The following is a 13,378-nucleotide window of genomic DNA, read 5'->3' on the forward strand; positions in this document are numbered from 1 at the left end:
TTCCTTATTTGGGTGCTTTCACTGCTAACACATAATGCGTACTTCTTCCTGCACCTTCCTGCACAAGAATACCTTTGCCTGCCAAATCCTTTAATAAACGACCGGCAGTATCCTGGGAACACTTGACAATTTTTTCAAACTTTGACGATGTAAGGTGTCCGTCAAAACCATCAAACAGCATATTGATTATTTTTCGCTGACGTTCATCCCTTACCAGCAGGGCATTTTCGCGCCAGAATACCGCCTTCCGTGCTATACGGTCTATCACCAGCCCTGCGCTTTCTATCGAGTGGGCAAGACAGATCAAAAACCAGTTAAGCCAGCCGGTAATGTCAGACGTTCCTTTTTGGCTATGTTCCAAAATATCATAGTACCCTTTTTTTTCTTTTTGAATCTGCGATGACATGCTGTAAAAACGAAGCGAGGTATCATCAGCGCGGGCAAGCAGCATATCGGTCACCGCGCGTGCAATACGACCGTTCCCATCATCAAACGGATGGATAGTCACAAACCACAGATGGCTTATTGCTGCTTTGATAAGCGGATGCGTATTCGTGCTATGATTCACCCAGTCTAAAAACCCGCTCATCATGCCGGGCACCTGTGGCGCGTCAGGAGCACGATAATGAACCACCGTATCCCGCGCTTTTTGCGACACTACCTGCATTGGCCCGTCCGCGTCATCCCGGTACCGCGCTACCGCAATTTTAAAATAGCCGCTATGGCCGGTGGGAAACAGCGCCGCATGCCAGCCGAACAGCCGTTCTTCCGTCAGATCAGAAGCAAAATTATGCATTACGTCAAGCATCATTTGCACTACACCGTCAATGTGATGCGAAGGATGCACACCGTTTTCAAAATTAATACCCAGATGGCGTGCAATGGATGAACGAACCTGTTCAGCATTCAAGATTTCGCCTTCAATCTCGCTGGAACGGATAATCTCCTCCGTTAATTGATGAAACTCCGTATCCTGCCGGACATCAAAGCCAAACTGTTCCATCCTGCCCAATAATTTCCCCTGCAAGGCAACCGCACGGGTAAGCGGCTCAAGTATCGCCCCATTATCCCAGGTAAAATGTGTCCAATTGGGGTATTCATACAGATACGTTGGCTCCACCATCCCGGTCTCCTGCATCAGGTTATGCTTTGCGGAGATTCCCTTGTATAATCTCCGCAAATTATGCGGAGATTATAACGTGCTTGATCCATACCGTCAATAGTATGGCCTAGTCTTCTCTGTAAATGCGGACGTTTTCCTTTTTGGCCCGAAGTTTCGCCATGGCTTCAGGGTCTTTTTTTATATTCTCTACTGCATTCAGGACAAAAGCCAGGAAAACGGAGAAAAAGAAAGCCCCGAAAGTAACAATGATACAGAGCATACCCCGGCTGGGTTTTGATTTTTGATCCGGAACTTCCGCCTTTTCCAGAACCTGGAATATCGGGGACTCGCTGGCTATAGAGACATTTATCATTTCCAGTTGCACCTTCAACTGTTTATATACTTCCTGCTGGGCGCTTAGTTCCAGGGCGATACGCTGGGTTTCCAGCATTATGGAAACCCCGCCACCGCTGCCATACGCCATGGAGACGGATTGTTCCAGGCGGTGGCTTTCTTCTTCCAGGCGGCGGATTTCGTTAAAGGTATTTTGGATATTCTGTTCCAGATTGGCCTTTTGCATGACATTTTTATCGAGACCCAAGTCTTTGAACCAATTGCCTAAATAATCTACGCAATAGTTTACCACTTGCTGCGCAAAGACAGGATCGTAATCGGTAAAGCCGATGGTAAAAACACCACTATCTTTGTCATAAGAGGCGGTCAAATTCTTTTTTAGGGCCTTCCGGCTTGATGCCCGAGGGGATATTTTTATTTTATATCGCTTTATAAAATCAAATTTATCCACTACCGAATCAAGCAGGGTATTGGTGCCCACAAGGTATTGCGCCAAATCACTGTAAGTTTGCCCACCCCCAACATTGACCCCGGCAAGGCTTGCAAGACTGCCAAGGCCACTGGCACCAATGGCCGCTGAAAGACCGCCGCCTGAAGAACTAGCATTATTAATTAACATAAGGGCTCGGGGAGTATAGACGTTGGGAAGTGGTGAAATTTCTGGATCCAAAACAAGTGAAAAAATTGAAAATACAACAATACAAATAATGGCAACAAGCGATATAATGATTATCATTGTCTTGCGATGCCAAAGGACTGCAAAGAGGTCGAGAAGGCTAATTTCATCATCTTGTTTAGTTTCTTCACTCATGAATATTTTACTCCAACAAATTATTGATAACCGTATCAAGCCATGCTATTTTTTAGGCAAGCCCTGAGGTATCTTTAACCTTCATGCTTTATCCTGGTATGGAAACAGCTCAAGTTGTTTCAGTCCATGTATTTTCGACAGTTCGTTTTTCACCTCTGGACATGCCCCAAATATTTCCCTCGTCGTTATACTCTTTATCGTCCGTATTATCTGTTCCGGACTCTGGTCTGCATGCCAGCACCGATTGTACTAGAAAATATTGTTCCTATTCTTTGCTTATTATTCGGCAGCATTTGGCCGGACATACTATATAATAGAGCAAATGATGGTTTTCTTACGGCGATATATATTTAGGTTTATTTTTGTTCAGTTATGTTATACTCCGTAGGATATCCGCATCCATCATCATTTGACATAATGATTTAAAATCTGTCCTTGGCTGCCAACCTAAAACCTGCCGAGCTTTTTCAGAACTACCTAAAAGTAATTCAACTTCGGCAGGACGGTAATATTTGGGATTCACTCTTACCAGTATTTTACCGGTATTAGAGTCAACACCAACTTCATTTTCGGTATTGCCTTCCCACCGTATGGCAAAACCGCAAATTCTTCCTGCTTCTTCTACAAAATCGCGTATTGTATGTGTTTCTCCCGATGAAATTACATAAGTATCCGGTAAATTATATTGGAGCATTTTCCACATCATCTCGACATAATCACCGGCAAAACCCCAATCCCGTTTGGAATTAAGGTTCCCTAGTTCTAATAGTTCAACGGTTTTACCGGTAAACAATTTAGCAAAATGAGAAGTAATTTTTCGTGTCACAAATTCCTCGCCTCGCATAGGACTTTCATGGTTAAACAGAATGCCGGAACAGGCAAATACATTAAAACTTTCACGATAATTAACGCACATCCAATGGGCCATCAATTTTGCAACATCATAAGGTGAGCGCGGATAAAATGGAGTATCCTCAGTTTGTGGTATTACCTGCACTTTTCCAAACATTTCAGAAGTAGATGCCTAATAGAATCGTGTCTTAGGTGAAAATTCTCGAATCGCCTCAAGCAAATAGAGTACACCCATACCATCCGCTTGAGCAGTATAAATAGGTTCATCCCAAGAAGCTGCCACAAAACTTTGGGCCGCAAGATTATAAAACTCATCCGGCTGATACTTTCTTAATACGCGACATATATTTGAAAATTCGAGTAAATCAAAATCAATTAACTCAAATATATCAAATATACCATGTTCTTTAAGTTTTGTAAACGTATCTGTAGCACCACGACGGTACAACCCGATGACACGGTAATTTTTTTGCAGAAGGAATTTTGCAAGATAACCGCCATCTTGTCCGGTTATACCGGAAATCATGGCGGTTTTTTTGAAGATAGGTTGTCCATATAAATTTTACTCCTCAAACACATATATACTTTCAAAAAATCGATATATTTATCTATAACCAGTATACCATCCCTATTTACTTCTAAAGCACCAGAACGAGAACTTTTTATGGAAATTAACTGGCTTACCATAGCAAAACACTTCTGTCTAAGGATAGGTATAAAATATTAGAAAATATTTCCCTTCAAATTTTTGGAAAGAATAATTTTTACATAACATGCATGTAAATATCTATCATTTTTTCAAGAGCCTCATCAATAGAAAATCTTTGTATATCAATAATATTGTTTATTGATATAATTTCTCGTAATTTCTTATCTTCATATAACCTAATTATTGAATTTATCATTCCTTGAGGTTCATTTAATTCAAACAAAAAGCCATTCTTTCCATTGATTATAATATCTCGGTGTCCTCTTATATTTGAACAAACAATAGGTAAACCTGAAGCCATGGATTCCACAATGTTTATGGCGCATCCTTCACGTGAACTAGCAGAAAACCCGACATTACTTATAGCCAGCAGCTTATCTATATCTTTCCTATAACCTAAAAATTCTACCATAGACTGCAATCCCATATTATCAACTAACTTTCTAACAGTCTTATAATTATCATTTCCAATTAATAATACCTTAACTGTTGGAATGTAATTTTTTAATACAGGTAAATTTTTTATAAGCATTATTTGATTTTTACTTCTACTTATTTCCGCAACATTAGTGATTATAAAATCATCAGTTGCATAACCTAATTCCTGACGAATACTCTGTTTTTCAAGAATAGTCCGACTAAAAAAAACTTTTTTAAGTCAATACCTACTCCATTGATTTTATAAACCTGTTTGCAACTCATTAAATTTTTTTTTAGCAACATTAAAATCTTCCTCATTAATTGTAATTATTATATCAGAATATCTCGCAAGATATTTTTCTACTGGATAGAAAACCAACCAATTTAGTAATGGTGAACCTTTATAAAAATGGAAACCATGTGCAGTATAAATAACTTTTATTGACCTTTTCCGTGCCGCCAAGCGGGCTAAAAAACCGCCCATCGGAGTATGGCAATGAATAATATTATAATCATTGGCAGCTAATATATTTTTTAATTCTTTATAAGCCTTGATATTTCTTAATTTTAATGGCTTGCGTGCGATGCTAATAGCATATTGATTATCACAATCAAGCACAGTTTCTTCACCTGCAGAAACATAATCAACTTGCCAGCCCTCCTGTTTAAACCAACACATATAAGGTCGATTAAATTTAGAAAAATTAGCAGTATTAGAAATAAATAAAATTTTATACAATATTTACTCAATTCAAATAAATTTTAATATTTTATAAAAAGAAATAATAAAATTTTAATTGGCACTAATCTCATCAAACAAAATAGTAAAAAACGACGATGATCACCCTTATTATTTTTTAAATAAAAAAACTTTATTTTCAATAAATAATTTATTTATATGTTTATCCACTACATTTGAGCGCAAATAAAAAAAAAGATTTGCCATATACAAATTTGCAATAAAAAAATTAGACTGTCGCTCCAAACCAGAATATAAATCACTTATATTTCTTAAACAGTCTGTGATTAGAGCAATAACTTTAAATTGTTCAACATTATAGCTTCTATAACCTTGACTTACTGAATCAGTACGAATTTGATATATAAAGTAAGTTTCAGAAGTATAATAAACGGTTTTAGCAGAGACTAGCATTTTTATAACAAATTCAATATCTTCTCCAATCCTTACCCCAGGAGTAAAAGCAACACCCTGCTGTATAAGCACTTCACGTTTTATTAAAAACGTACAAATACTGAAACTAATTTTCTTTTCCAAGTACAAGGATAGCATGTCAATATTAAAAAATATTTTTCTATTAAATTTCGGGCAGGAATATTTTTTAATTATCTTTCCATCGGTCTTAAATTTACAACCAAAGGAATAAACGTCAGCAGCACCGTTTCCCCTAATCAAATACCTAAATGCATTCAAGGCGTTCTGTTCCAACGTATCGTCAGAATCAAAGAAATATATATAATCCCCTATTGCATTTAATATTCCTATATTCCGGGCCACCGATACACCAGAATGTAAAATTGTTATAAACTTAACGTTCTTATATTTTTTAGTATATTTTTCACATATTTCCGCTATTCTATCCAACGAACCATCATTGACTACAATAACCTCACAGCCATCTAACCCCTGCGATATAATCATATCAAGAGTATTGCCTATAAATCGTTCTGAATTATAGGCCGGTATAATAATCGATAATATTGTCTTCATTTATGATAATTTTTATTAGGACCTGTCTTTAAAAAATCTTAATATCTATAACAAATTAACCAAGATAATTTCTTCGCATTAAAAGTTTTATTACTAATAGATATCTTTTACTTTTTCCCAAACTAAAATCTGAAAATAAAATACAAAAAAATCTCTTAAATCTATTCATCATAGGATATGTCATAAATTTTTCAAATATTTTTTTATCATGGGATAACATTTTTTTTTCAAATAATCTATAAAATTCTTGTACATCCCTAAATGAAGGCACATAAACAACCGGCATTTTATAATTTGTAAATAATCTTGTTGTTAATGATCGAATAGCAGTTTCTGGCAATAATGGAGTTACATTAGCAGAATGCTGACGGTATAAAATCAAATACGAGTTAATATATATTACTCTACCAAAGGTTAAAGCAATCAATGCCATTATATGATCGTGCATCCAAATTAATGAGAATCCTGACAACAAATATTCCCTCATCCTTGTATTAAAAATGGCTACACAACCTTGAAGTCCGCCATTTTTAAAGAGAAATTCACTTAATTTTTTTGAACAATCCGATCTAGAAAAATTAGATATTTTATTTTCCGGAAATTTCCATGGCAACATCCGCCCGATAATTGTAACAGGAATATTTGTTTCAACATCCTTTATTGCCTGATATTGAATATTGAGTTTGTTTTCGAACCAATAATCATCCTGATCACAAAAACATACATATTCAGAATGACTATATTGTAACAGGTGGATAAAATTATTACCGCAACCTAAATTTTTTTTATTGTCTTCTATTAATGTGATCCGATCGTCATATCTCGTATATTTTCTAATAATATCTAACGTGCCATCTATAGAACCGTCATCATGTATCAATAAACGCCATTCCTTATAAGTTTGGTTAATGATACTACTTAATTGCGTTTCAATATATTTATCACCATTATAAGTTGCCAATAAGATATCAATCATGATTAATCCTAATGAATTTTGAACTTAATATTTACCAAGCATAAGAATAAAAAAGTCTGAATAGTTATTGAAAAAAATCCAAAAAACCATTCTCCAAAAAATTGGAATATCAAATTATAAACATATAATCCATAAAAGATACAAAAAAAACGACTTTTATTTTTTAATGCAAAATTATAAATAAAGCTAAATATAGAAGCGGAGACAAATCCATTTATAAATATACCAATAATACCAAAATCAATATAAAAACTTGCCAGCGATGTATAAACATTAGTAGGATAAGGAACGCTAGTCCAATTATGTGAACGCCATAATATGACAGGCATCGACTTTATTAAATTAAATTTATAAAACAACCTATATAAAAAGGCAAATGAATTTCCTCCAATCATATTCATTTTTAACTGTAATTTATTATTTATCAGTTCATCAAAAGCCGGCAAAGGCGATAAAAAATATATATATATTAATTCAGATATATTAAATTTATTTGAATTAGACGAACGTACATATTGTAATAATAATATAAGGAAAACACCAATCATTATGATAAAAAATATTTTTTTAGCATTCAATTTATGATCAATATATAAAAGAAACATTATACAACAAATAAATTGTAAAATACTTCCTTTGGTTGACATGAATAGACTGGACATCAATAATAGAAAAAATAGAATCACATAAAATAATTTATCAATCCCGTTCTTTCTATAATTATAGAAAGCAAATATGAATATAGCTGCTAAGGGCATAGCATACATGCAAATTTTAATACTAAAAGAAAAACCCTCATCTTCACTTACTGCTATTTTTCTTACATTATAAATAATATTTAACGGATTTGAAGCATTAGCTAATTTAATAAATTCAAAAATAAGTAATATTAGAATAAGAGTACATATTGTTACTAGAAATTTATTTTTTTTATTAATCTCAAATTTTGATAAATAAATTCTTGATAATTTCCATGATTTTTGACTAATTGAAATAGACGTTATTGTAAATGTTATAATATATAGTAATACTATTATATAAAATTTATCAGAAAGACTAATCCAAATGTTAGTTCTTTTAATATAAAAATAATAAGATGCAACGGATAAAAACCAAACAAAGGCAGTGATAAATGCTGGATGAAACAGGTTATGAGATATTTTATAAGTGAAATACAAAATTAAAAATAATATTAATGAAAAAAGTCCAAACATTTCTCAAATACTTCTTCCAGTTTGTTTGCTATTTCTTCCAGAATTGGTTAAGCCATTCATTTTTGCCCTCATATATCTTTTTTCACAATAATTTAGCTAAATAGCCGCTTCCTGTCCGGTTATATCAGAAATTAATGCCATCTTTTCTTAAAACTATTCATTGTACGTTTATCTCCTTACTTATTACGATCATGAACAAAATATGCTGAGCATTAATTTCTTTAATTAGTACAAACAGATACAAAACATAATTTTGGAGTATTAGTTAGATACAATATTTTTAAGTAAGAATTATTTTTTTAAATATTTTATTCGAATCTTCATAATTAAAATTTCTTTTTATGAAACTACGCGCATTTGATCTAATATAATAACATAATTCAGAATCTATTGATAATTTTATAATCATATTCTCAAACTCTTCAGGTGTATTACAATAAAGATATTCCTTTTTATCATTAACTGGTATGCCTTCAATTGCTACATTATTTGCTAATACTGGTATCCCTGCAGATAAAGCTTCAAGGACTTTAATTTTAATACCTGCCCCGAAAAGTAACGGGGCAACCATACACAAGCAGTCACTAAAATGTTCTTCTACATTTTTTACAAATCCAGTAATATGTATATTTTTGTTTGTATAATCATCAAGAGATTTATGTGGATTTGCACCTATTATATAAAGATGGTAACTTTCATCTAATTCTGACATAACATTTTTTATAAACCATATAACACTTAGATAATTTTCCGAACGATTCATTGCCCCCCAAAATATTATCTTTTTATTATTATAATTTTTACGGTTAACATAAGAATAGCAATCATAATAAGGAACTATAATAATTATTTTTGATGGGTCAACTAGCTTATCCGTCAGTATTTTTTTATCTTTTTCAGAAAGAACTATTATAGAACTACACCTATTTAGAAAAAACAGCTCAGCTCTTTGTAGTTTACTATACTTAATATACCATATTATTTTTAAAAAATTCCTTTTTAATTCATATTGTCGATAATAACTCTGAAATGAAATATCATGCTCCAAGCATAAATATTTAATATCGGGAAATATTTTTTCTATATCAGATATTAACAATAATGCCTGTGTCCATTCTAGATATATTTTATCCGGATAATACCCCTGTGTTTTCAATATTTTCAATTGCTTCAATATTTTCAATTTAAAGAGAGGCATATAAAATCCTCCCGTCTTATTAAAAAAGGCAAAATATTTTAAAAATGTACTCATTTTTCTTAATAAGGATGTTATGATATTATCATCAGCCAACAAGATAACATTATCAATATTATATCTACTGAAGTCAGAATATTTCGTTTCTGCTTTTCTTGCAAATGTTACAACTTTCACATCACATTCTTTTGCCAAAGATTTAATATTATAATTATGAACCTTGCCACCTGCATGGTTTACTGTATCATAAGTTAAAAAGGGTGAAATAACCAAAACCTTCATTTAGCATTTCTCTTTTTTAATAAAAAGGATATACTATTTCTACAATTAGGGTCTTTTATAAATATAATATAGTATAATATATTAGGAATCAGCACACTAATTAAAATCTTAATTAAGAATTCAATAATACCTTTACCATCAATAGCATTGCACAAATAAAATAATAATATACCTAAAATAAAAGAGATAGTAATATATTTTATATAATACATTATTTGCTGTTTCAACTTATTTATTTCTTTAAAATAATATTTAAATAACACAAAAGCGTAACCGGGCAAAAGAATAAACATCACGCTTGCTATCGTAGATATAATCACGCCGGGCAAACCAATAATATTAACTAGAATAATATTCATTACTAGATTAAATGCGGCTGCGATTAAAGGAACAAATTTTCCTTCAAAAAACAGCCCTGAGGCTTCTTGATATATACGCAATAGATGACAACATGATTGAGAATAAAAACTCACCACCAACAAAAAAACAATGCTGTTAGGTAATAGATAGCTATTCCCCAACCACAATTCAATAAAGTTTTGATATAAGCATAAGCAGCACACCGAAAATGAAAATGATATCCACATATATAGAAAATTAAATTTGTTAAAATCAGAATAGTTTTTTCCTATACTTTCCATAGCTATGCAACTACTAATAATTGGTCTTATTGAATTTTGAATAACGGCCTGAATAGCAAATAAAGAATAAACAATAATGTAATAATTATTAAATTTACCCAAAATTTCTAATCCAAGAAAGATTGAAATAACAATACTGTCAACGGAGAATAAAACTGTACTGCCAATTTTATAACAAAAAACACCTTTAACTTTTTTTACTATATCACTAATGGAAACATCATCTAATTTCCCAAAACAAAAGTACTGAGGAAATAATTTTTTTACAAGAAATGCACTGACGATATTATTAAATATTGTCATTGCAGGTAATATCAAAATAAAATAATAATAGTTTCGAAATAGCATCAAAATGACTAACTGTAAAATGCTTTGTATAAATAAAACCAATGTTGATATTTTTACTTCAATATCGTATCTCTGATGTACTATTAATAAAATCTTTTTATATGCAAACAGGAAATAGCTTATAGATGTATTTGATAAATATATTAAAAATAAAATATATACGTTAATATTATCGGGACAATCACCAGATATTAATGTTTTTAAAAAGGGTAATAATAATATTCCACAAAAAAATATTATAACACCTATAATTCGATAGCTTTTTTTAAGAAAATTTAATAAAGCATTAATTTTATTGGTATCATTATCGGCAATAGGTTTATAAAAACAAAAACTAATTGCACTGCCAAATCCGAGTTCCGCTAAACTTAAAACACCTAACAACCCGGCAAATAAGCTTCCCAAGCCAATATATTTAATTCCAATTGTGCCAATTATAACCGTTCGTATAACAAAAGGCAATATAATTGAGACAAAATTATGGATTAGTCCCCAAAATATACCACGGAACGCATTCTTTTTTTTATTAAATAACATTACAAATATCAACTTCTGAATATATTTGACTAAGACGTTGAGCATAAACTTCTGGTGAATGATATTTTTTTATTCTTCTAATACATAGAGGAACCTTAGGCATAATAACATCAGGGTTTATTAATATTTCTTCAAGTATTAAATTTAATTTTGTTAAAATAATGTTTTCCATACAATTATACGACTTTTCATCATAGTCACAGAAAGACCATTCGTCTTGCTCCTTTAATGAAGCAATATCCAGTATCCAACCGACATCGCTATTGTTTATTTCTGATAAAGCCTCTCTATTAGTTGTTATACAAGGGATACCAGCCGCCTGCATCTCCAAAACTGAAAATCCAAAGGTATCGCCAAATGTTGGTAATAAACCAACATGACAAGTTTTTAAAATATTTATTACCTCCTTGTTACTAATACCAGAATACCACGTGATCCAACCTTCGTTATTTTTAATATATTTTTTTAGCGCAATTATATCTTTTTTTGTTATACAACAATTTTTTAATGCACCTCCAATACTTAAATCACTTACAAGTATTAGTCTTACAGGATACTTGTCTTTGAGATTAGCTAAAGCCTTTATTGCTACTATACCGCCTTTTCTCCAAATATCATTACCTATAAATACAAAATTAATTTCTCTAGTAATGGTTTTGAATATCAATTCTTCATCAATTAAAATTTCCTGGGGCGGGTATAAAATTTCTGTTTTTTCTAAGATGGCTTTTAATTCCATATCCGAAACATCATACTTTTTTAGTAATTGTAATTCTCTATTATAAGCCCATTGGGATATAGGAAGCAATTTCTTGCAATTATTATCGATAATATATTTGATAGCTCTTTTTACAAAAACTGAAAACAGTTTATTTTCAAAATATCCGGGACATGTATGCTCAAAGGTTACAACCCATGGCTTATTCGTACAACAAACGCTATTAAAAGAATGCAGAATATCTATATTGCTTGGCATTCTTTTTTTTATAGAATAAAAAACAGCAATATCCATATAAATCTGTCCATTGTATTTTTTCATAAAATTTACTGATTATCCGGAAAAATTTTGCTATTATTTGAATAATAATATTCCTAGGCTCTCTCAGATAGGATGCACTAGTTTTATTTATTATTATTCTTTTTTCAGGATATGAAGAACTAATAAATGCGATATTCATTTTTTCCTACATTTTATTTATCGTTCCAAGATAAATATCATATACTCTAAACGTTATTTTGTATAATAATGATTTTCTGCAATCTCTATTATAGAAGCGCTTCATAATAACTGAATTGATATCAGCTTGAAATATACTTATAATAACCCTATATAATACATTGATTTCCTTTATAGACTGAATAAAAAATTCTCGTAAAAGCCTTATTTTTTCTTTTGTTTCCGGTCGTTCAGATTCATTTACCATAAATCTATATATACTGAGTATTTTTTTATATTTATAAGTATTATAATTCCTTGAAAAATAAAGAAAAAACGCACCATCTGCCGATGGAAAATAATCTGCATTAAAGCCGCCACTTTCAATAAAGGCATTACGTTCAAATAGTATTCCACATGTTGGAGTTCCTAGTTCATAAAAAATATTAGCAGAAAATGGAATTTTTACAAGTTTTTTAATTGATTTGACTCGGGCATATACCTTTTTTATATAAAACTTGATATTTTTTGATTCTTTATCTAAGGATGATAGATATATATTATCTGTACAGCTTATAAGCAAACATTTAATTTTTTTCTTAACCTTTGTTATTATTGTCGCAACATGTTCTAAATAATCTTCTAACAGCAGATCATCATCATGTAAAAAAGCAAAATATTTTGTTCTTGCCAAAACGGCGCAACGATTTAGGTTGCCAAATAATTGCAAGTTCTCTTTATTTTTATAATATATTATTTTCGAATCATTAAACGACTGAACAATCTCAGCCACCTCGGTATTATTGAAATCAGAATCATTATCGACAACGATAATCTGATAGCCAATGTTAGTATTCTGATTAACAGCACTTTCAATTGCATCTCTTAATAAATTAGGGCGTTTATACGTTGGTATACAAATTGTAATCTCAGCATCGAGAATGTTATCAGGATTCCCATAAAGCAGAATTGACTCAATATCCATCTGCTTTGAAATACTATCTTTATTTTTTGAGAAATCAATTAATTCCATCATTCCTCTAACATTAGTT

General features: G+C 31.6%; 11 protein-coding genes and 1 pseudogene. All 12 read right to left on the minus strand.

All coding sequences use genetic code 11. From position 1 onward, the window contains the following. Positions 1-4: 4 nt before the first annotated feature. Positions 5-1,123, minus strand: a complete 1,119-nt coding sequence (locus TREAZ_RS13725; RefSeq protein WP_015712481.1) for a Fic family protein — start codon at positions 1,121-1,123, stop codon at positions 5-7. 106 nt (positions 1,124-1,229) lie between these two features. Then, positions 1,230-2,075: a lipopolysaccharide biosynthesis protein gene (locus tag TREAZ_RS13730; protein WP_342632986.1), complete on the minus strand. Its 846-nt coding sequence runs from the start codon at positions 2,073-2,075 to the stop codon at positions 1,230-1,232. A gap of 562 nt (positions 2,076-2,637) precedes the next feature. Beyond that, a pseudogene (gene gmd, locus TREAZ_RS13735) lies at positions 2,638-3,645 on the minus strand (GDP-mannose 4,6-dehydratase). Between the two features lie 238 nt (positions 3,646-3,883). Continuing rightward, positions 3,884-4,459: a glycosyltransferase gene (locus tag TREAZ_RS17905; RefSeq protein ID WP_083820306.1), complete on the minus strand. Its 576-nt coding sequence runs from the start codon at positions 4,457-4,459 to the stop codon at positions 3,884-3,886. 48 nt (positions 4,460-4,507) lie between these two features. Beyond that, positions 4,508-4,987, minus strand: a complete 480-nt coding sequence (locus TREAZ_RS17910) for a glycosyltransferase (protein ID WP_169312639.1) — start codon at positions 4,985-4,987, stop codon at positions 4,508-4,510. 111 nt (positions 4,988-5,098) lie between these two features. After that, positions 5,099-5,977 carry a glycosyltransferase family 2 protein gene (locus TREAZ_RS13745; protein ID WP_083820308.1) on the minus strand — a complete coding sequence of 293 codons (879 nt, stop codon included), beginning with the start codon at positions 5,975-5,977 and terminating at the stop codon, positions 5,099-5,101. Between the two features lie 55 nt (positions 5,978-6,032). After that, positions 6,033-6,953 (minus strand): glycosyltransferase, encoded by a 921-nt coding sequence (locus TREAZ_RS13750; RefSeq protein ID WP_015712485.1) that lies wholly within the window; start codon positions 6,951-6,953, stop codon positions 6,033-6,035. A gap of 8 nt (positions 6,954-6,961) precedes the next feature. Continuing rightward, positions 6,962-8,167, minus strand: coding sequence for an O-antigen polymerase (locus TREAZ_RS13755; protein WP_015712486.1), 1,206 nt, complete (start codon positions 8,165-8,167; stop codon positions 6,962-6,964). Between the two features lie 280 nt (positions 8,168-8,447). Beyond that, positions 8,448-9,644, minus strand: a complete 1,197-nt coding sequence (locus TREAZ_RS13760) for a glycosyltransferase family 4 protein (RefSeq protein ID WP_015712488.1) — start codon at positions 9,642-9,644, stop codon at positions 8,448-8,450. Beyond that, on the minus strand, positions 9,641-11,182 hold the full coding sequence (locus TREAZ_RS13765) for a lipopolysaccharide biosynthesis protein (protein WP_148257822.1): 1,542 nt from the start codon (positions 11,180-11,182) through the stop codon (positions 9,641-9,643). Before TREAZ_RS13765 ends, TREAZ_RS13760 begins: the two co-directional genes overlap by 4 nt. Then, the gene (locus TREAZ_RS13770; RefSeq protein ID WP_043923113.1) at positions 11,160-12,209 is read right to left on the minus strand and encodes a glycosyltransferase family 4 protein; all 1,050 of its coding nucleotides are present in this window, start codon (positions 12,207-12,209) and stop codon (positions 11,160-11,162) included. Before TREAZ_RS13770 ends, TREAZ_RS13765 begins: the two co-directional genes overlap by 23 nt. Before the next feature lie 145 nt (positions 12,210-12,354). Beyond that, on the minus strand, positions 12,355-13,362 hold the full coding sequence (locus TREAZ_RS17510; RefSeq protein WP_083820309.1) for a glycosyltransferase family 2 protein: 1,008 nt from the start codon (positions 13,360-13,362) through the stop codon (positions 12,355-12,357). Positions 13,363-13,378: the final 16 nt, after the last annotated feature.

The organism is Leadbettera azotonutricia ZAS-9 (assembly GCF_000214355.1).
Taxonomy (GTDB): domain Bacteria; phylum Spirochaetota; class Spirochaetia; order Treponematales; family Breznakiellaceae; genus Leadbettera; species Leadbettera azotonutricia.

Coding starts and splice junctions, on each gene's coding strand:
- TREAZ_RS17510 (WP_083820309.1), bottom strand. CDS start 13,362: ATGATGGAATTAATTGATTTCTCAAAAAATAAAGATAGTATTTCAAAG.
- TREAZ_RS13760 (WP_015712488.1), bottom strand. CDS start 9,644: ATGAAGGTTTTGGTTATTTCACCCTTTTTAACTTATGATACAGTAAAC.
- TREAZ_RS13755 (WP_015712486.1), bottom strand. CDS start 8,167: ATGTTTGGACTTTTTTCATTAATATTATTTTTAATTTTGTATTTCACT.
- TREAZ_RS13745 (WP_083820308.1), bottom strand. CDS start 5,977: ATGAAGACAATATTATCGATTATTATACCGGCCTATAATTCAGAACGA.
- TREAZ_RS13730 (WP_342632986.1), bottom strand. CDS start 2,075: ATGTTAATTAATAATGCTAGTTCTTCAGGCGGCGGTCTTTCAGCGGCC.
- TREAZ_RS13750 (WP_015712485.1), bottom strand. CDS start 6,953: ATGATTGATATCTTATTGGCAACTTATAATGGTGATAAATATATTGAA.
- TREAZ_RS13770 (WP_043923113.1), bottom strand. CDS start 12,209: ATGAAAAAATACAATGGACAGATTTATATGGATATTGCTGTTTTTTAT.
- TREAZ_RS13725 (WP_015712481.1), bottom strand. CDS start 1,123: ATGGTGGAGCCAACGTATCTGTATGAATACCCCAATTGGACACATTTT.